This is a genomic window from Litorivivens lipolytica (assembly GCF_014191715.1).
Classification (GTDB): Bacteria; Pseudomonadota; Gammaproteobacteria; order Pseudomonadales; family Spongiibacteraceae; genus Litorivivens; species Litorivivens lipolytica.
Map to the genome: position 1 here is coordinate 1,709,366 of NZ_JACHWY010000001.1, position 17,932 is coordinate 1,727,297.

Annotated in this window: 20 protein-coding genes and 1 riboswitch; of the genes, 1 reads left to right on the top strand and 19 read right to left on the bottom strand. The window is 57.2% G+C overall.

The window, feature by feature from the left end; genetic code table 11:
• The 17 genes from FHR99_RS16455 to FHR99_RS07970 all read right to left on the bottom strand — a co-directional run bounded on the left by FHR99_RS16455 (position 1) and on the right by FHR99_RS07970 (position 15,475).
• On the bottom strand, positions 1-636 hold the full coding sequence (locus FHR99_RS16455; RefSeq protein WP_183409958.1) for a TIGR02281 family clan AA aspartic protease: 636 nt from the start codon (positions 634-636) through the stop codon (positions 1-3).
• Complete coding sequence (gene thiE, locus FHR99_RS07895) at positions 633-2,111, bottom strand: thiamine phosphate synthase (protein ID WP_183409959.1); 1,479 nt, start codon at positions 2,109-2,111, stop codon at positions 633-635. Before thiE ends, FHR99_RS16455 begins: the two co-directional genes overlap by 4 nt.
• A 37-nt stretch (positions 2,112-2,148) precedes the next feature.
• A complete protein-coding gene (locus tag FHR99_RS07900; protein WP_183409960.1) occupies positions 2,149-3,051 on the bottom strand; it encodes an LOG family protein in 903 nt (300 codons plus the stop codon).
• A 40-nt stretch (positions 3,052-3,091) separates the two neighbouring features.
• Positions 3,092-3,880, bottom strand: coding sequence for a thiazole synthase (locus FHR99_RS07905; RefSeq protein ID WP_183409961.1), 789 nt, complete (start codon positions 3,878-3,880; stop codon positions 3,092-3,094).
• Positions 3,881-3,903: 23 nt separating this feature from the next.
• On the bottom strand, positions 3,904-4,107 hold the full coding sequence (thiS, locus tag FHR99_RS07910; protein ID WP_183409962.1) for a sulfur carrier protein ThiS: 204 nt from the start codon (positions 4,105-4,107) through the stop codon (positions 3,904-3,906).
• Positions 4,104-5,186: an FAD-dependent oxidoreductase gene (locus tag FHR99_RS07915; RefSeq protein ID WP_183409963.1), complete on the bottom strand. Its 1,083-nt coding sequence runs from the start codon at positions 5,184-5,186 to the stop codon at positions 4,104-4,106. Before FHR99_RS07915 ends, thiS begins: the two co-directional genes overlap by 4 nt.
• A gap of 7 nt (positions 5,187-5,193) precedes the next feature.
• Entirely contained in the window at positions 5,194-7,074 is a 1,881-nt protein-coding gene (gene thiC, locus FHR99_RS07920) for a phosphomethylpyrimidine synthase ThiC (RefSeq protein ID WP_183409964.1), read from the bottom strand.
• Between the two features lie 64 nt (positions 7,075-7,138).
• A riboswitch (TPP riboswitch) is annotated at positions 7,139-7,240 on the bottom strand.
• An 86-nt stretch (positions 7,241-7,326) separates the two neighbouring features.
• Positions 7,327-7,797, bottom strand: coding sequence for a phosphatidylglycerophosphatase A family protein (locus FHR99_RS07925; RefSeq protein ID WP_183409965.1), 471 nt, complete (start codon positions 7,795-7,797; stop codon positions 7,327-7,329).
• Positions 7,794-8,759, bottom strand: coding sequence for a thiamine-phosphate kinase (thiL, locus tag FHR99_RS07930; RefSeq protein WP_183409966.1), 966 nt, complete (start codon positions 8,757-8,759; stop codon positions 7,794-7,796). Before thiL ends, FHR99_RS07925 begins: the two co-directional genes overlap by 4 nt.
• Positions 8,760-9,215, bottom strand: coding sequence for a transcription antitermination factor NusB (nusB, locus tag FHR99_RS07935; protein WP_183409967.1), 456 nt, complete (start codon positions 9,213-9,215; stop codon positions 8,760-8,762).
• Positions 9,216-9,223: 8 nt separating this feature from the next.
• Positions 9,224-9,697 carry a 6,7-dimethyl-8-ribityllumazine synthase gene (ribH, locus tag FHR99_RS07940; protein ID WP_183409968.1) on the bottom strand — a complete coding sequence of 158 codons (474 nt, stop codon included), beginning with the start codon at positions 9,695-9,697 and terminating at the stop codon, positions 9,224-9,226.
• Positions 9,698-9,722: 25 nt separating this feature from the next.
• Positions 9,723-10,862, bottom strand: a complete 1,140-nt coding sequence (gene ribBA / locus FHR99_RS07945) for a bifunctional 3,4-dihydroxy-2-butanone-4-phosphate synthase/GTP cyclohydrolase II (protein WP_183409969.1) — start codon at positions 10,860-10,862, stop codon at positions 9,723-9,725.
• A gap of 22 nt (positions 10,863-10,884) precedes the next feature.
• Positions 10,885-11,571, bottom strand: coding sequence for a riboflavin synthase (locus FHR99_RS07950; RefSeq protein ID WP_183409970.1), 687 nt, complete (start codon positions 11,569-11,571; stop codon positions 10,885-10,887).
• On the bottom strand, positions 11,571-12,683 hold the full coding sequence (gene ribD / locus FHR99_RS07955; RefSeq protein WP_183409971.1) for a bifunctional diaminohydroxyphosphoribosylaminopyrimidine deaminase/5-amino-6-(5-phosphoribosylamino)uracil reductase RibD: 1,113 nt from the start codon (positions 12,681-12,683) through the stop codon (positions 11,571-11,573). The genes FHR99_RS07950 and ribD overlap by 1 nt, the downstream gene beginning before the upstream one ends.
• Positions 12,680-13,156 carry a transcriptional regulator NrdR gene (nrdR, locus tag FHR99_RS07960; protein ID WP_183409972.1) on the bottom strand — a complete coding sequence of 159 codons (477 nt, stop codon included), beginning with the start codon at positions 13,154-13,156 and terminating at the stop codon, positions 12,680-12,682. The genes ribD and nrdR overlap by 4 nt, the downstream gene beginning before the upstream one ends.
• Positions 13,157-13,242: 86 nt before the next feature.
• Entirely contained in the window at positions 13,243-14,505 is a 1,263-nt protein-coding gene (glyA, locus tag FHR99_RS07965; protein WP_183409973.1) for a serine hydroxymethyltransferase, read from the bottom strand.
• Between the two features lie 154 nt (positions 14,506-14,659).
• Positions 14,660-15,475, bottom strand: a complete 816-nt coding sequence (locus FHR99_RS07970; RefSeq protein ID WP_183409974.1) for a PhzF family phenazine biosynthesis protein — start codon at positions 15,473-15,475, stop codon at positions 14,660-14,662.
• Positions 15,476-15,615: 140 nt separating this feature from the next.
• Between FHR99_RS07970 and FHR99_RS07975 the strand changes: the two genes are divergently transcribed.
• Positions 15,616-15,819, top strand: a complete 204-nt coding sequence (locus FHR99_RS07975) for a hypothetical protein (RefSeq protein WP_183409975.1) — start codon at positions 15,616-15,618, stop codon at positions 15,817-15,819.
• Here FHR99_RS07975 and FHR99_RS07980 read toward each other — a convergent pair.
• Both FHR99_RS07980 and fba read right to left on the bottom strand, forming a co-directional pair.
• A complete protein-coding gene (locus tag FHR99_RS07980; RefSeq protein WP_183409976.1) occupies positions 15,804-16,766 on the bottom strand; it encodes an alpha/beta hydrolase in 963 nt (320 codons plus the stop codon). The two genes, FHR99_RS07975 and FHR99_RS07980, sit on opposite strands and share 16 nt — an antisense overlap.
• Positions 16,766-17,830, bottom strand: a complete 1,065-nt coding sequence (fba, locus tag FHR99_RS07985; RefSeq protein ID WP_183409977.1) for a class II fructose-bisphosphate aldolase — start codon at positions 17,828-17,830, stop codon at positions 16,766-16,768. Before fba ends, FHR99_RS07980 begins: the two co-directional genes overlap by 1 nt.
• Positions 17,831-17,932 lie beyond the last annotated feature (102 nt).

Genomic DNA, 17,932 nt, shown 5'->3' on the forward strand with positions numbered 1-17,932 from the left:
TCAGTAACGGGCCCGAAGTGTCAGGATGTTGTCCCGTTCCTGCATATCGACGTGGGTGAGGTAGCTCATTCCGAGTAGAACCTCCTGAGGATAATCCCCCTCTACCACCACCGCCTGTATGTTGTGCACCTTGATGCCACCCACACTGACCGATCGCAAGATCACCCGATAGGAGGGGGCAACGCCGCTCGCCGTGGTCACGGCGGAACGCTCGCCCTTTTTGAAATCTATGCCTAGCTGGCTGGCATGACGACTGCTGAGCGCCATCACATTGGCACCCGTATCAACCAGCGCAGCAATACTGCGCCCATTGATAACCGCCTGCGTCATATATTTCAGCTGACTATCCCGCCGAAGCACAACTTCGAGAGTATCATTGGCCCGATAACTGGCGTTGATGCGGGATGTCAGGGTCAGCTCTTGCTGCTGGCCGTCTATCTCCACCAGCGCGCGCGAGGGATTGGCATCGAGCAATGTGATGCCTTCAAAGCTCTGCCCCTTTCGCAGCAGCTTTTGCTGGCCATTGACCGTCAGATAGGCCGACCCTTCAAACAACGCATTCACCTGCACATCGGCCCAGACCATTGGTGCCAGCATGCAAGTCGCCGCCAGCAGGTAGGCCAGCCGGCGCTTCACTGGGCAGCCTCGTGCAGCGCCATCAGTTCAGCAACCGTCGCCTCAACATCCTCGGCTTGAGTAATGGCGCTGATCATCGCCGCGCTGCCGACGCCCGTTGCCAATACGTCTTTGGCCCGGCGCACATCAATCCCGCCAATGGCCGTTAGCGTGTACTGTTCGCCCAACAGCTCAACCCAATGCTGCAGCTGGCTCAAGCCCTGCGGATCAAATGGCATGACCTTGCTGGTCGTCGCGTAGATCGGCCCCAATGCGATATAGCTCGGCTTCACGCTGTGAGCCGTGGCGATTTCAAAGTAGCTGTGGGTACTGACGCCGAGCCGCAAACCCGCTTCGCGAATGGCGTTGATATCGGCGGTCTGCAGATCTTCCTGACCAAGGTGAACACCGTAAGCACCCGCCGCGATGGCTTCCTGCCAATAGTCATTAATAAACAGGCGAGCCTTATAACGTTCACTGATTGCTACCGCGCGCTCTATTTCCGCACGCAAGGCTTCGCCGCTTTTGTCTTTGACGCGGAGCTGGATGGTGGTGATGCCCAGCGGTAACAGACGCTCAATCCAATCGGCACTATCCACCACCGGGTACAGCCCCAGTTTTCCACCGCAACTGGGGAAAGGCTTCATCGCTGTTTGGCGAAGCGTCGGGCTAACGGTAGGCAAATCCCACCAGTGTGTCGGCCAGCCCATGTGGGCTACTGCGCCGGGGCCGCCGCCCAACTGGGTCGACAAGCGCAAACCCTGGGTCACATAGGCCTTGCCCAGCACCAGCGCATCTTTCAGGTCGTAGCCCCGCGCAACCGCCGCGGCCACTGCCGACGACAGGGTACAACCGGAACCGTGGCTGTTCACGGTCTGCACATCGCGGCCGTGCAACCAGAAGCCGCTGTCGCCGTCGGTCCAGTAGTCGAGACGCTCGCCGTTGAGGGCATCAAAGTGCCCCCCTGTAATCAGTACCGAACGCGCACCGAGCTTGACGATTTCCTTACCCGCCTTCTCTACATCCTCAAGGCCACGCAGCTGGCGTCCGAGAATAGCTTCCGCTTCGTTGCGATTGGGCGTCAGCAGATCGACCCGTGGCAGCAACTGATCCAGCAAGGCATTGGTGGCATCCCCCGTGATCAGGGAATCGCCGCTGCTGGCACGCGTTACTGGATCGCAAACCACAAAGCCCTGATATTCCTTGAGGTATTTGGCGACCATCTCCACCACTTCCTCGCTGGCGAGCATGCCGACTTTAATGGCATCGGCAGGGAGGTCACTGTCGAGGGCGTTGATCTGTGCAGCCAGCGCCCGGCGATGGGTCACCGCCACATAACCTACCGCGAAACTGTTCTGAGCAGTAATGGCAGTAATAACGGTGCAACCGTGTACCGCAAAATCCTGAAAGGTTGCGAGATCCGCCTGAATACCCGCGCCGCCACCGGAATCGGAACCGGCGATACTCCAGGCGATGGGTTTACTGTGTGTTGCCATACGGTGTCCTTAGTGGGTGCCCGCTCACACGGGGAAATCAGTTTTCGCAGTGTTGGCGAATAATCGCCCACGCCTGCTCGGCAGTATCGACATACGTGAAGAGATGAATATCCTCTGCACTGATCATGCCGTAGTCCACCAATGCATCAAAGTTTAGAACCTGCTCCCAGAACGGTTTACCAAAAACCAGAATCGGCAGGCTTTTAACTTTTTGTGTCTGGAGCAGGGTCAGAGTCTCAAAAAACTCATCGAGGGTGCCGTAGCCGCCGGGGAAAACCACCAGCGCTTTCGCCCGCATCAGAAAGTGCATCTTACGAATGGCGAAATAGTGAAAGCGGAAACTCAGCTCCGGCGTGATCCACTCGTTAGGATGCTGTTCGTGGGGCAGCACAATATTGAGCCCGATGCTTTCTGCGCCCACATCATCAGCACCTCGGTTAGCCGCCTCCATAATACCGGGGCCACCGCCGGTCATCACATGAACCCGTGGTTTACCCGGTGTACCGGAGTAATGTTCACCAACGATGGCAGCCAGCCGACGGGCCTCTTCATAGTAAGTACTGAGCGACGCTCGCTTCTCGACAATCTCCAAGCGACGCTGCATCGCTGGATCGTCAGGGTTGTCGCTCAGCAGTTGCTGGGCCTGAGCTATCTGTTCAGCGGCCTTGTCGGGATCGGGCAAACGCGCGCTGCCAAACATGACAATCGTGGCGTCAATTTCCCGCTCCAGCATGGTCATTTCCGGCTTCAATAATTCCAGCTGCAAGCGGATCGGCCGCAGCTCGTTGCGCAGCAAAAACTCTTCGTCGGTAAAAGCCAGCCGATAGGCGGAGGCTCGGGTTTGAGGGGTTTCTTCTACTTCTCGCGCGCGATGTGCGTCTTCAGCGGCGGAGGGAAAGGCAACATTTCCAAAACTGCGGCGGTTCTTTTTTTCACTCATCCACAACCCTTACTGTCAGCCTGAAGCGCCGTTAAGGGCGCTATTGTTGGTGCCAGAACGGCATCCCCAGCGTGGGCGTGCTCGGACTGGCTGTTTGCCGCTCGGGCATGGCGCCGGCGAGATAGCCCTGACGACCAGCCGCAATCGCATCGCGAAAGGCCTTGGCCATCCGCACCGGATCCGTGGCCTGCGCCACCGCCGTGTTCAGCAGAATTCCATCGTACCCCAATTCCAGCGCCATGACTGCATGGGACGGTTTGCCGATCCCCGCATCGACTATCAAGGGAATATCCGGCAGCCGCTCGCGAATAGTCTGCAGGTTGTAGGGATTCATCAGACCGCGCCCCGTACCGATCGGCGAGCCCCAGGGCATGAGCACTTCACAGCCCACGTCGCGCAGGCGCTGGCAGATCACCAGATCATCCGTGCAATAGGGGAAGACCTTGAAACCGAGATTAATCAGTTTTTCAGCCGCCTCAATGGTGCCGATTGGGTCGGGCTGAAGGTTGTAATCATCACCCACCACTTCCAGCTTGATCCAGTCGGTCTCGAACATCTCGCGACTCATCTGCGCTAGGGTCACAGCCTCTTTAACCGAGTGACATCCGGCGGTATTGGGCAGGAGAGTTTTGTTAAGTTTTTGAATATGGGTCCAAAGGGACTGGCCACCGGCTTCTTCCGGCGACTGGCGCCGCAGCCCCACGGTAATAATCTCTGAACCCGAGGCTTCGATCGCCTCACTCATGACTTGTGGCGAGGGGTACAACGCGCTGCCGATCAGCAAGCGATTACTGAAAGTCTGACCGTACAGTGTCCAGGTATCTGTCATTATTTACCTCTGCTTCCCCTTACCTAACCGCCTTGCACAGGCGCCACCACATCCACCCGATCGCCCGCCTTCAGAGAAACACTGGCGTAAGTGGAACGCGGCACAAAATCTTCGTTGACGGCCACGGCTACACGCTGACATTCAAAACCCCATTCACCTAACAGTTCAGCCAGGGTTTTAGCGCCGTCTATCTGTTTGCTTTCGCTGTTTACGCTAACTTCAATCATGATGTGACTGTCAAAGCATTCTGAACAAAGGTTCCAGTTACGTCGCCATCCAGCGCGTTGATCGCCGACTCTACGACCGTTGGCGCGAGCAAGTAACCGTGCCGATAAAGTCCGTTCAACCTGAGCAGACCATCACTAACCTGCACCTGAGGCAGGTTATCTGGCAAGGACGGCCTGCAACGGGCATAGCTGCCAACGATTTGCGCTTCGGCAAAGCCCGAATGCACACTGTAAAGCGCAGACAACAATTCCAATTGTGATCGCACAGTGACCGGGGCCTGGGATTCGCTTTCAATTTCGGTAGCGCCCACCACATAGATATCACCCGGTTTCGGCGTGATATACAGGTGATAGCGCGGATGCATCAGCCGGACTGGCCGACCCAACTGCACTTCCGGCGCCCGCACCCACAGGATTTCTCCGCGAACACCGCGTACCTCAGGCCAATCGGTTTTAGCACCAAGACCGCGACAATCAATGGCCCAGTCAAAGCTTTCCGTACCGGCAGGTGTATTTAATTTCCCTGCCTCAACCCGACTCACCGGACAGTGCCAGCGCAGCTCCGCACCACCTGCCTGGAGAACATCGTGCAATGCACGCAGCAAAGCGCGATTATCGAGACAGCCCTCGCCCGCCAGCCAAAGCCCCTGACTGAAGCGGATCGGCAATTCGGACTCAAGTTCGGCAATACCCGCACGATCAAGCGTCTTGATGGAGCTGTCATCGCCTACAGCGGCTCGCAGCTTCTGCGAAAAATGCTGAAGATTGGCGCGATCCAGTTCGTGGGCGATGACAACCGAGCCACTGTCATTCAATGTCACCGCGTGCGCGCTGCTTTCCGACAGTTGCTGTAACAACTCCCGCCATTGCGACACGGCCTGCTTGCCAACACCAAACAGTTCCGCGCCGCTGGTCACAGCTTCACTGTAAGGCGCCAGCATAGCCGCCGCCACATAGGCGGCGCTGTCCGTAGCGAGCTCGTCACCGGCATCAAACAAAGTCACCTGATGACCCCGGCGTTGCAGTTGCCAGCCCAGCAGCCGACCGAGCAGGCCAGCGCCAGCGATTCCCACCTTCATATGCAGCTTAGACCTTGTGGTAGATCTCGCTGCCCTGCGATTTAAACTCGTCGGATTTCTTCGCCATTTCCGCTTCCAGTTCCTGCTGGGCTGCGTAGTCGCGAACCTCTTGCGTGATCTTCATGGAACAGAATTTCGGACCACACATGGAACAGAAGTGAGCCACCTTGGCGGATTCCTTCGGCAGGGTTTCGTCGTGATAGGCGCGAGCGGTATCGGGATCAAGGCCAAGGTTGAACTGGTCTTCCCAACGAAATTCAAAGCGGGCCTTGCTCAAGGCATCGTCGCGCAATTGAGCACCGGGGTGACCTTTCGCCAGATCAGCGGCGTGAGCGGCGATTTTGTAGGTGATGATGCCTTCTTTTACATCATCCTTATCCGGCAGGCCCAAGTGCTCTTTCGGGGTAACGTAACAAAGCATGGCACAGCCATACCAACCAATCTGAGCGGCACCGATACCGGAGGTGATGTGGTCGTAGCCGGGGGCAATATCGGTGGTCAACGGCCCAAGGGTGTAGAACGGCGCTTCCTTGCAGTGCTCCAGCTGCTTTTTCATATTGGCTTCGATCATGTGCATGGGCACATGGCCGGGGCCTTCGATCATGACCTGTACGTCATGCTTCCAGGCGATCTCGGTCAGCTCTCCGAGGGTTTCCAGTTCACCAAACTGTGCTTCGTCGTTGGCGTCGGCAATGGAGCCCGGACGCAGACCATCACCCAGCGAGAAGGAAACGTCGTAGGCCTTCATGATTTCGCAAATGTCTTCGAAATGGGTGTAAAGGAAATTTTCCTTGTGGTGGGCCAGGCACCACTTGGCCATGATGGAGCCGCCACGCGACACAATGCCGGTCACGCGCTTGGCGGTCATGGGGACATAGCGCAGCAGTACACCCGCGTGAATGGTGAAGTAATCCACGCCCTGCTCGGCCTGTTCAATCAGCGTGTCGCGGAAAATTTCCCAGGTCAGGTCTTCGGCCACGCCATCCACTTTTTCCAGCGCCTGATAGATCGGCACCGTGCCCACAGGTACCGGTGAATTGCGGATAATCCACTCGCGGGTCTCGTGGATATTCTTGCCGGTAGAGAGATCCATCATGGTATCTGCACCCCAGCGGATACCCCAGGTCAGTTTGGCCACTTCTTCTTCGATGGAAGAACCCAGGGCCGAGTTGCCGATATTGCCGTTGATCTTCACCAGGAAGTTGCGGCCGATAATCATCGGCTCCAGCTCCGGGTGGTTGATATTGGCGGGGATAATCGCGCGGCCACGTGCCACTTCGTCGCGTACAAATTCCGGAGTGATTTCATCGGGAATGGCGGCACCAAAGGAATTCCCCGGATGCTGTTTGTCGAGCACACCCTGAGCTTTGGCTTCGGCCAGCGCCATGTTCTCGCGGATGGCGATATATTCCATTTCCGGGGTAATAATGCCCTGCTTGGCGTAGTGCATCTGCGACACGTTCTTGCCTGCCAGTGCGCGACGCGGCTTGCGTTTCAGATCAAAACGCAGTTTTTCCAGGGTCAGATCCGCCGCGCGCTTTTTGCTGTACTCAGAGGTATCACCACTGAGCACCTCGGTATCACCGCGCTGTTCAATCCACTGCTCACGCAGGGGTGCCAGACCTTTGCGGATATCAATTTCAACATTGGGGTCAGTGTAGGGGCCGGAGGTATCGTAAACCCGCACCGGTGCATTGGGCTCCAGTCGGGTTTCACCGTCTTGGCCAGCAACCGGCGTCGGCGTCAGCTTGATCTCGCGCATCGGCACGCGAACGCCCTCCATGCTGCCTTCAACATAGATTTTGCTGGACGCCGGAAATGGCTGAACGGAATCGTGATCGACCTGAGCGGTCTCACGCAGAAACTGGTATTCGGAAGACGATGACATAGTACCCTCGCGCGCTGTCAGTGGCACCTGGACGGATGGAGGGCGGGAAACAGAGGGCGGCCGCAAGGGCAGAAGTCTTGTTCCCTACGCCGGCATTATCCAGGTCAGGTTCAGCGGGTGATTCTCAGCCCGTTCCATTTGGGAACCGGCACCCCGACAAGAGCGAGCAGTGTAGCGCTGGTGGGGGCTCAGGCGCAAGGAGCAAGTGGACAGGGGTGTCGACTTAGATCTCCGCAGTGGAAAATTGCTTATCTAAACCAGATATCGCAGGGCTATCTGTAATACTACCGCCGCAAACACCCCGGCCAATACATCGTCGATCATAATGCCGAAGCCACCATGCACCTTTTTATCCAGCCATTTAATGGGCCAGGGCTTGGCGATATCAAACAGGCGGAACAAGGCAAAACCGGCGATGATCCACAGAGGTTCTGCCGGCACCGCGATCATCGCGATCCAGAAGCCGACAAACTCATCCCAGACAATGCTGCCGTGGTCGTGCACGCCCATGGCTTTGGCGGTATAGCCGCAGCAAAACACGCCGAACACAAACGTGGCAACCAGCACGGCGAGGTAAATGGGCAGCTCAAGTTGTGACAAGCCCAGCCAGAGCGGTACCGCCATCAGCGTACCGAAAGTGCCCGGTGCTTTGGGTGCCAGACCCGAACCAAAACCGAAACTGGCTAAATGAATGGGGTTACGACACAGAGCAAACTGATTCATGAGAAATGCTGGTATCCCTTGTTTTTATAGGCGTTTAGATCCACATCGATGCTGCCGCGTTTTACGGCGAGCTCACCGCTCCCGGTGATTGTTCCAACACGAGTGCAGCGCAGTTTTTCAGTTCGTGCTAAATCACTTATCAATTCACGCTGCTCCACAGACGCTGAAAAACAGAGCTGATAATCATCCCCACCGGTCAACGCATAGTATTGCGCCTGTTCAGCGCTATAACTCGACATCAATGCATCTGACAGGGGTAGGCTTTCAAGATCCAGTTCTGCCCCGACCTTGCTGGCCTGAAGGATATGACCGAGATCAGCCGCCAAGCCGTCGGACAGGTCAATCGCCGAACTCGCTACACCCTGCAGACCGACCGCAAAGCTCAGCGGTGGCTCAGCGCGATAATACTGCTGCAGAAAATGTCGTTCACTGCCTGCCGGATTCTTTTTTTCCAAAACATCCAAGGCCGCCCGCGCGTCGCCCAAGGTGCCGGTTACCCAGAGATCATCGCCTACCTTGGCACCGCTGCGCAGCAGCGCTTTACCCGCGGGTGCTTCGCCGAAAACCTGCACAGACAAACACAAGGGCCCGCGAGTGGTATCGCCACCGACCAAAGGGATGGAGAAATGCTGAGACGCTTCAGCCAAACCTTCTGCGAAATCACTCAACCACCGCTCATCGGCCTCTGGCAGAGTCAACGCAAGACAAAACCCGAGCGGCTTTGCACCGCATGCACCCAGATCACTCACCGCCGCTGCCAACACACGCCAGCCAAGACCGTTCACATCCGGGTTCTTCGGAAAATGTACGCCCTCCACCATGGTATCGATGGAGGTAAACAGGGTATGACCGGGAGACAGTGCCAGCTCGGCGCAATCGTCACCAATGCCGGTAACGACGGCCGGGCCTTGTTGAAAGGAAGTGAAGTACCGCCGAATCAGATCAAACTCGGAGAGCGCCATTTACTTCCGCGCAGCGGCGATCTCGATCTGACGGGTATTGGCCGCTACCTTGTCCAGCAGGGAATTGATGTAGCGGTGGCCATCGGTGGCGCCAAAGCGCTTGGCCAGATTCACGCACTCATTGATCACCACTTTGTAGGGCACATCAATACGGTGCTTGAGTTCCCACACACCCATGCGCAAGAGACTCAATTCGATGGGATCAAGGTCGCTCAATTTGCGATCCAGCAAGGGCTCGAACTCAGATTGCAGCTCATTCAGATTGGCCGGAATCTCATGCAGCATTTCGCCGAAATACTCGGTATCCACATGCTTCATGTCGTAGTCGGTCAGGAACTGGGCCTGAATTTCGTGCAGGGGCTGCTTGGCCATCTCCCACTGGTAGAGAGCCTGCAGAGCATAGTGCCGCGCCTTGCGACGCAGCGCCGGTAGATTGTTTTCAGGGGCTTGCGACACGAAAAACCTCAGCCGATGTTCTTGAGCAGGCTGACCATTTCCAGCGCAGACAGGGCGGCTTCTTCGCCTTTGTTGCCCGCTTTGGTACCGGCACGCTCAATAGCCTGCTCAATGGTATCAACCGTCAGCACACCGAAAGACACCGGCAGGCCGTATTGCATGGAAACCTGAGCCAGACCCTTGGTGCACTCACCCGCCACATATTCAAAGTGGGGCGTACCGCCGCGAATCACCGCGCCAAGCGCAATAATCGCATCGTACTTTTTGGTTTCGGCGACTTTCTGGCACACCAGAGGGATCTCAAACGCTCCCGGTGCGCGCACCACAGTGATATCGCTCTCGGCTATGCCGTGGCGGATCAAGCTGTCTTTGGCGCCTTCCAGCAGGCTCTCCACGACAAAGGCATTCCAGCGGCCGACCACAATCGCGTATTTGCCTTCACAGTTCGCAAAGGTGCCTTCGATGGGTTTGTTTGTGCTCATAATCAGTTTCCCGAAACTTTAAAAATTAATGTTCAGCCGGGGTGACTTCCCCGTCGGCGCTGACAAATTCGGCGATATCCAAATCAAAACCGGAGATCGCATTATACTTGATCGGCGCGCCCATCAGCCGGATTTTACCAACGCCGAGATCACGCAGGATCTGAGAACCCAGACCGACATTCATATAGGTGTTCTGATGCTGGGCGCTGTCACCCATCGGCGCCGGTTTGTTGCCGCGCGCAATATCGAGGCTGCTGATCAGATCCGCTGAGGATTCGGCATTGGCCAGCAAGACCACTGCACCGCCCTCTTCCGAGATTTTTTTCAGGCAGCGGTTCATGTTCCAGCCGCTATTTTCGCCCGGCAGCTGGATATGCAGCAGATCGCGAATTGATGAGCCCAGGTGTACCCGCACCAGCACCGGCGTTTCATGATTGATTTCGCCCTTGGTCACGGCAAAGTGAATATCGTCATTCACGTCGTCGCGATAGCTGTGCAGCTGGAACTCACCAAAATCGGTGTTAATGGTTTCCACTGCCAGTTTGTGAATGGTTTGCTCGTTGACCACACGGTAGTGAATCAAGTCAGCGATGGTGCCGATTTTGATATCGTGCTTTTCCGCAAACTTTTCCAGATCCGGGCGTCGCGCCATGGTGCCGTCGTCATTCATGATTTCGCAGATCACACCGGCCGGGCCAAAGCCTGCCAGACGAGCCAGATCACAGGCCGCTTCAGTGTGACCGGCGCGGGTCAGCACGCCGCCGCTTTCGGCCATCAGCGGGAAGATATGACCGGGCTGAACGATATCATCCTTGGTCGCATTTTTAGCCGCCGCCACACGCACGGTGTGGGCGCGATCCGCCGCAGAAATACCGGTCGTCACCCCTTCTTTGGCTTCAATGGACAGAGTGAACTTGGTACCGAAACCGGAGGCATTGCGATCTACCATCAGCGGCAGGCCGAGGCGTTCGCAGCGATCGCGGGTCATCGGCATGCAGATCAGGCCGCGCGCATGCATCGCCATAAAGTTGATGTCCTGGGGCCTTACACACTCGGCCGCCATCACGATATCGCCTTCGTTTTCGCGGTCTTCGTCGTCCATCAGGATCACCATCTTGCCGAGGCGAATATCCTGAATGAGTTCTTCCACCGTATTGAGATTCATAAGCCTTCCTGTTGATTGGGCGCTAGCGTTTGCGCCCGGTAAAACCGTGTTCTGCGAGAAAACCTTCGCTCAAGCGCGAAGCTTTCTGTTTCGAAGTTCTCTGTTCCTGTCCGTCCTGCCCACCGAGCAACAAACGCTCCAGATAGCGGGCAATCACGTCCACTTCCAGATTCACCTTGGTGCCACTCTGGTAGTGGGTAATGATCGTCTCTGCCGCCGTATGCGGCACAATATTCAATTCTACGCCATCATCGCTCAGGGCGTTGATGGTCAGGCTGACGCCGTCGATACAGATCGAGCCCTTGTGCGCCGTGTATTTGCGCAAACTCTCCGGCACCGCTACCGACAAACGTATCGAGCGCGCATCTTCTGCGCGTGATATCACCTCACCAGTGCCATCAATATGGCCGCTGACAATATGACCGTCAAACCGCCCGTTAGCCGGCATGGCCCGCTCCAGATTGACTGGCGCGCCGACCTTTAAATCACCCAGTGTCGCCAGTGACAGGGTCTCGCGGGAAACATCCGCAGTAAAACGCGAACCGCTGAGACTGGTCACCGTCAAGCACACTCCGTTGGTGGCGATGCTGTCTCCCAGCTTCACGGCGCTCATATCGAGAGCACCCGCATCAATGGTCAGGCGCTTGTCGCCCCCGCTGTCGGCGACGGCCGCAATATGACCAACGGCTTCAATAATCCCGGTAAACATCAGTGGGCCACCGTATGCAGTGTGGCATCCAGACGCCAATCGTTACCCACAGCGCGGATGTCATCAATATGAAGTCGGCGCTGACTGTTCATGTCATCCAGCGGCAACTCAAACAACGGTCGCGCCTTTCTGCCCAGCAGAGTCGGCGCCATGTAGACCGTCAGTGCATCCAGCAGCTCTGCCTGCAGAAAAGCGCCTGCCAGAGTCGCACCGCTTTCCACCAACACTTCATTGCATTGGCGGCGACCGAGTTCTTTCAAAACGGCCGCGAGATCAACCCGACCATCCTCGCCCGCCAGTATCATCACTTCTGCGCCCGCCTGCTCCAGCGCTTCTCTCGCCTCGGGCATATCGGCGGCGGCAACAATCAACACAGGGCCGCCCCCTTGAAACAGTTTGCCCTTTACCGGCGTGCGCAGTTTTGAATCCAGAATCACCCGCAGCGGCTGGCGACATTGATCTTCCGCCAGTTCCGCCTGCTCAGGGCGCACAGTCAGGGCCGCATCGTCATAAATAACGGTGTCGACACCGCTGACAATGGCACAACTGGCGGCCCGCAAGCGCTGCACATCGCGCCGCGCTTCAGCGCCGGTAATCCACTGACTTTCGCCGGAGGCCATGGCGGTGCGGCCATCCACGCTCATTGCCAGCTTGGCCCGAGTACGCGGCAGACCGGTTTTCATCCGTTTGATAAACCCCGGATTCAGCTTTTCCGCTTCACTTTGCTGCAGGCCAATTTCGACCACAATGCCCGCATCGCGCAGCAATTGTACGCCCCGCCCCGACACCTGGGGATTGGGGTCTTCCATCGCCACCACCACGCGCTTGACGCCCGCCATAATCAGGGCCTCGGCGCAGGGCCCGGTTTTACCGTGATGGGAACAGGGCTCCAGACTGACATAGGCGGTGGCGCCACTGGCATCGTCAACCTGAGCCAGCGCATTCACTTCCGCGTGCCCCTCACCGGCACGGATATGCCAACCTTCGGCCAGCAATTCGTCGTTACGCACCAGCACACAACCGACCTTCGGATTGGGGCTGGTGGTGAAATGCCCCCGCTCGGCCAGCTGGATGGCGCGCGCCATCCAGCGCGCATCGAGGGCAGTGCTCATTGTTCGTTTTTCGCGGGAGCCGGGCTGGCTGACAGACGGTCGATCTCGGCGCGAAACTCATCGAGATCCTGAAAGCTGCGGTAAACAGACGCAAAACGCACGTAGGCCACGTGATCAACCTGCTGCAGATGGTCCATTACCAGCTCGCCGATCAGCAGCGAGGGAATTTCACGCTCGCCCTTGGACTGCAACACCCGCTTTATATCGGTGATCATGGCCTCAATTTTTTCGACGCTAACCGCACGCTTTTCCAGCGCCCGCAGCAGGCCGGCACGCAGCTTGTCTTCGTCAAAGGGTTCGCGGCGATCGTTGCTCTTAATGACTTTCGGCATCAACAGCTCAGCCGACTCATAGGTGGTAAAACGCTCTGAGCAGGACAGACACTCGCGGCGGCGGCGAACCTGCCCGCCCTCGGCGACCAGTCGCGAGTCGATTACTTTGGTGTCATCGAAGGTACAGAACGGGCAACGCATGCGTCAGCTCTCAAAAAGGCTTTATGCGGCAAGAGTTTAGCACAAGCACGGAGATTCACCCCGCGCTCGCGCTGCTGCCGGAGGGATCAGGCGTAAACCGGAAACTGTTTGCAGATTTCCAGAACCTTGGCCTTCACTTCGGCGATGACCTGCTCGGAATTGCCGTTTTCCAGGCTTTCCAGCACGTCGCACATCCAGCCCGCCAGCTGCTTGCACTCGTCTTCCTTGAAGCCGCGAGTGGTGACGGCAGGGGTACCTACGCGCAGACCGCTGGTGATAAAGGGTGAGCGCGGGTCGTTGGGAACGGCGTTCTTGTTCACGGTGATGTTGGCTTCACCCAGCGCCGCATCGGCGTCTTTACCGGTGTAGGGCTTGCCGATCAGATCCACCAGCATCAGGTGGTTTTCGGTACCGCCAGATACAATGTTGATGCCGCGCTCGATAAAGGTCGCCGCCATGGCCTGAGCGTTTTTCACAACCTGCTGCTGATAGGTTTTGAACTCGGGCTCCATCGCTTCTTTAAAGCTGACGGCCTTGGCTGCAATCACGTGCATCAACGGGCCACCCTGACCACCGGGGAAGACCGCAGAATTGAATTTCTTTTCCAGCTCTTCGTTGGCCTTGGCCATAATCAGACCGCCGCGCGGGCCGCGCAGGGTTTTGTGCGTCGTGGTAGTTACCACGTCGGCAAAGGGCACCGGGTTGGGGTAAACACCGGCGGCAACCAGACCGGCAACGTGAGCCATATCGACCATCAGGTAGGCGCCAACCTTGTCGGCGATCTCGCGGAAGCGAGCCCAGTCGACGATGCCGCTGTAGGCAGAAAAGCCTGCCACGATCATTTTCGGCTTGTGCTCCAGCGCCAGCGCTTCAACCTGATCGTAGTCAATCAGACCGGTTTCCGGGTTCAGACCGTACTGCACCGCGTTGTAGATTTTGCCGGAGAAATTGGGCTTGGCACCGTGGGTCAGGTGACCACCCGCATCCAGGCTCATGCCCAGCACGGTTTCTCCAGGCTGCAACAGAGCTTGGTAAACCGCAGAGTTAGCCTGTGAACCGGAGTGGGGCTGGACGTTGGCGTAGTCGGCACCAAACAGGGCCTTGGCGCGCTCGATGGCCAGCTCTTCGGCTTTATCGACGTATTCACAACCACCGTAGTAGCGCTTGCGGGGGTAGCCTTCGGCGTATTTGTTGGTCAGCGCCGTGCCCTGCGCCTGCATAACGCGGGGGCTGGTGTAGTTTTCAGAGGCAATCAGCTCGATATGCTCTTCCTGGCGAGTTTCCTCTTCCTGGATAGCACTCCAAATTTCGTCGTCATAACCGGCAATGGCCATGTCTTTAGAAAACATTCACGGTCTCCCACAGATGTGATTCAGATACTGCCGGCTAACTGGGCTGGCACGGGCTGGAAAAGGCGCGCATTGTACAATAATTGGGCCTTTGGGGCACCCTGAAATCCCGCGGAATGGAAGGGATCGAGCGACCGGGCGGTCGCCCCGATCTTCAAGCGAAATCGTTGGTGAAGAAGGAACCACTCAACTGACGCACGGTGCGCAGTCGGGCCTGCCCCTTGAGCAGCACGCGATCGCCACTCAGGGTGCAGTGAATTTCGCCACCGCGATCCGACAGTTGATGGGCCAACAGCTCCGTTTTACCCAAGCGCTCTGACCACAGCGGCGTGAGGGCGCAGTGAGCGCTACCCGTCACATCATCCTCATCAATCCCCAGCGCTGGAGCAAAGAACCGGGAGACGAAATCGCAGTTTTCACCCAGGGCGGTCACAATCAAGCCACCGGGGAGCGCCTCGCGCAGCGCGGCCATATTTGGCTCCAGCGCCTGCACTTCACCAACCGTAGACACTTCGGCAATCCAATAGCCGCCATTGGCCTCGGAGTAGTAGCCTTGCGCATCAGACTCCAATGCCAGCGCTTTCAGAATGTCGTCCGGCAGTGTCCGGGACGCAGCCGAATACGCGGGAAAATTCAGCGTCAGAAACTCCCCCTCAACCGCCACCGATAAATCACCGCTGAGACTAGAAAAGGTCAGCTCACCTTCCACCCCTTCAATTTCAGCGAGAACCCACGCGGCGGTCAGGGTCGCATGACCGCAAAGCGCCACTTCAACAGCCGGCGTGAACCACCGAATATTCCAGCGATGGTCTCCCTCAGGCACAACAAAGGCCGTTTCGGCATAGCCCATCTCAGCGGCGATCGCCTGCATCTGGGCTTCATTCAACGCGTTTTTCAGCAGACATACGCCCGCCGTATTGCCACGGAAGCGCTCGCTGACAAACGCATCCACCTGATAAATCTTCATCATTGTGCGGAATCTTCCTATACAGAAAAGCCTGTTCCAGCCAGCACGCCATCTAGGTAGAAGCCCTGACAGGAAGCAGTAGAAGCTCTCATACCTGACTGGCTGGGAGAACTTTACCCTGAGAGATAAGAAGGAATAATGTAATGGAAGGCTATCTCATGCAACCTGAAGCTATCAGCCACACTGACAGTAACGCACGGCTTTCAAATGAAGCCCTTGTAATTGAAGCAGCTTATCGTGCCGACAAGCCCTCCGCGTCCGTGCAATGGGACGTGAACCACTACCATAGCTTAACGGACACGGTGCATCGAGAGAACCTGGATATTCTGCGTCAGCTCGACAGCTGATCGGGCATCAGATACTCATCTACCTGCGCCCAGATCTGCTCCCGAATGCCTTCCGATTCGTTGACCAAATGATGGCGCGCTCCTTCCAGCTGACAGATTCTAGCCTCCGGAAAATGTTTCCGGATCACCGGCAAGTTAAAGCGCCAATCCACCGTCGCATCGGCATCACCCTGCACTACCAGCACACTCACGGGTGAAGTAGGCAGCCGATGAAAAGCCCGCTCCCAATGCTTCAGCGCATTCACCCAGCTCATGGGTAGCACACCGCACTGCAAGGCATCGGCCTCGCGCAGCCAGGCACAAAATTCAGCATCCCCGGAATTTTCCGCCCAGCGCCGTGGCAAACTGGCAATCCGTCGCCCGATGAGGTGATGAAGCGGCTTGCCCAGCCGCCAACCCTTGGGGCGAACCAGTGGCGCCAGCAAGACAGCGTGTTCAAACGCCTCGCCGCCCTGCAGCAAATACGTCATTAGAATCGCGCCGCCCGTACTCTGAGCCATGGCGATCCGCGTCGCAGGCAAGTCAAAGCATGCAGCTGCCGCGAAGGCGTCGCGCAAAACCTGCAGATACTGATCGAAACTATCTATTTCGGCGGGCTTCCCGGTCGACAGACCGTGACCGGGTAAGTCATACACCACCACTGCCCAGTTGCGTTGCAGACAGTAATCGATGGCGTGTTTAAACAGCCCGGCGTGATCGTAAAAACCGTGATAGAGCCAAGCGGTTTTTTTCGCCTGCGGGGGGATAAAGACGTGTGCGGCGATCTCGAAACCCGCCGAGTCAAATACACCAAAGTGGTGTTTCAACCCCTCATACCGGTTTTCGAAATCAATGCCGTAAAACTGAAAATAGGCATCGGCCAGCGGCGTGGAATCCTCCGCCGCGGCCAGCCGGGGTAAGTTCAGTGTGTCGCGATTGGAAACAGCTAGACTTACCCAGTCACTCATTAGTTGACCTTAGCGTTGAGTTCTCCTTTTGCGTAGCGCTCGAACATGCCTTCCAGCGAGATCGGCTTGATCTTACTCGCATTGCCGGCAGTACCAAACGCCTCGTAACGGGCAACACAGATATCCTTCATGGCCTTAACGGTTTCTTTCAGATATTTGCGCGGGTCGAACTCGGCGCGGTTTTCTGCCAGAAAGCGTCGCACGGCGCCGGTAGACGCCAGACGCAGGTCGGTATCGATATTGACCTTGCGCACGCCGTGCTTGATACCTTCAACGATCTCTTCAACCGGCACACCGTAAGTTTCCGGAATTTCGCCACCGAACTCATTGATGATGGCCAGCCAGTCTTGCGGCACGCTGGACGAACCGTGCATCACCAGATGGGTATCGGGAATGCGCTTGTGAATCGCCTTGATGCGCTCAATCGCCAGAATATCGCCTGAGGGCGGACGGCTGAATTTGTAGGCACCGTGACTTGTGCCGATGGCAATGGCCAGCGCGTCGACGTTGGTTTTGGCAACAAAGTCGGCCGCTTCTTCCGGGTCGGTCAGCAGCTGGTCGTGGCTCAAAGTGCCTTCAGCGCCAACGCCATCTTCTTCACCAGCCTGTCCGGTTTCCAGTGACCCCAGACAACCCAGCTCGCCTTCTACAGAAACGCCACAGGCGTGGGCCATATCGACAACGCGACGGGTGACATCGACGTTGTAGTCATACTCTGCCGGGGTTTTGCCGTCTTCGCGCAGAGAGCCGTCCATCATCACCGAGCTAAAACCCAGCTGGATGGAGCGCTGACAAACATCAGGGCTGGTACCGTGATCCTGATGCATTACCACCGGCACATCCGGAAACTCCTCAATCGCCGCCAGAATCAGGTGACGCAGGAAGGGCGCACCGGCGTACTTACGGGCACCGGCAGAAGCCTGCATGATCACCGGGCTATCGGTTTCGCGAGCCGCTTCCATAATGGCGCGGGTCTGCTCCAGGTTGTTGACGTTAAAAGCCGGAACGCCGTAGCCGTGCTCGGCGGCGTGGTCCAGCAGTTGTCGCATGCTGATAAGTGCCATGGTTTACCTCTGTATTTTTAAATGTCTAAAAATCTTCCGTCATTGCGAGCGAAGCGAAGCAAACTCGTGACGCACACCGTGAACTTGACCAAGCACTCTGCC

Coding starts and splice junctions, on each gene's coding strand:
- thiE (WP_183409959.1), bottom strand. CDS start 2,111: ATGGCAACACACAGTAAACCCATCGCCTGGAGTATCGCCGGTTCCGAT.
- FHR99_RS07900 (WP_183409960.1), bottom strand. CDS start 3,051: ATGAGTGAAAAAAAGAACCGCCGCAGTTTTGGAAATGTTGCCTTTCCC.
- FHR99_RS07905 (WP_183409961.1), bottom strand. CDS start 3,880: ATGACAGATACCTGGACACTGTACGGTCAGACTTTCAGTAATCGCTTG.
- thiS (WP_183409962.1), bottom strand. CDS start 4,107: ATGATTGAAGTTAGCGTAAACAGCGAAAGCAAACAGATAGACGGCGCT.
- FHR99_RS07915 (WP_183409963.1), bottom strand. CDS start 5,186: ATGAAGGTGGGAATCGCTGGCGCTGGCCTGCTCGGTCGGCTGCTGGGC.
- thiC (WP_183409964.1), bottom strand. CDS start 7,074: ATGTCATCGTCTTCCGAATACCAGTTTCTGCGTGAGACCGCTCAGGTC.
- FHR99_RS07925 (WP_183409965.1), bottom strand. CDS start 7,797: ATGAATCAGTTTGCTCTGTGTCGTAACCCCATTCATTTAGCCAGTTTC.
- thiL (WP_183409966.1), bottom strand. CDS start 8,759: ATGGCGCTCTCCGAGTTTGATCTGATTCGGCGGTACTTCACTTCCTTT.
- ribH (WP_183409968.1), bottom strand. CDS start 9,697: ATGAGCACAAACAAACCCATCGAAGGCACCTTTGCGAACTGTGAAGGC.
- ribBA (WP_183409969.1), bottom strand. CDS start 10,862: ATGAATCTCAATACGGTGGAAGAACTCATTCAGGATATTCGCCTCGGC.
- FHR99_RS07950 (WP_183409970.1), bottom strand. CDS start 11,571: ATGTTTACCGGGATTATTGAAGCCGTTGGTCATATTGCGGCCGTCGCC.
- ribD (WP_183409971.1), bottom strand. CDS start 12,683: ATGAGCACTGCCCTCGATGCGCGCTGGATGGCGCGCGCCATCCAGCTG.
- nrdR (WP_183409972.1), bottom strand. CDS start 13,156: ATGCGTTGCCCGTTCTGTACCTTCGATGACACCAAAGTAATCGACTCG.
- glyA (WP_183409973.1), bottom strand. CDS start 14,505: ATGTTTTCTAAAGACATGGCCATTGCCGGTTATGACGACGAAATTTGG.
- FHR99_RS07970 (WP_183409974.1), bottom strand. CDS start 15,475: ATGATGAAGATTTATCAGGTGGATGCGTTTGTCAGCGAGCGCTTCCGT.
- FHR99_RS07975 (WP_183409975.1), top strand. CDS start 15,616: ATGGAAGGCTATCTCATGCAACCTGAAGCTATCAGCCACACTGACAGT.
- FHR99_RS07980 (WP_183409976.1), bottom strand. CDS start 16,766: ATGAGTGACTGGGTAAGTCTAGCTGTTTCCAATCGCGACACACTGAAC.
- fba (WP_183409977.1), bottom strand. CDS start 17,830: ATGGCACTTATCAGCATGCGACAACTGCTGGACCACGCCGCCGAGCAC.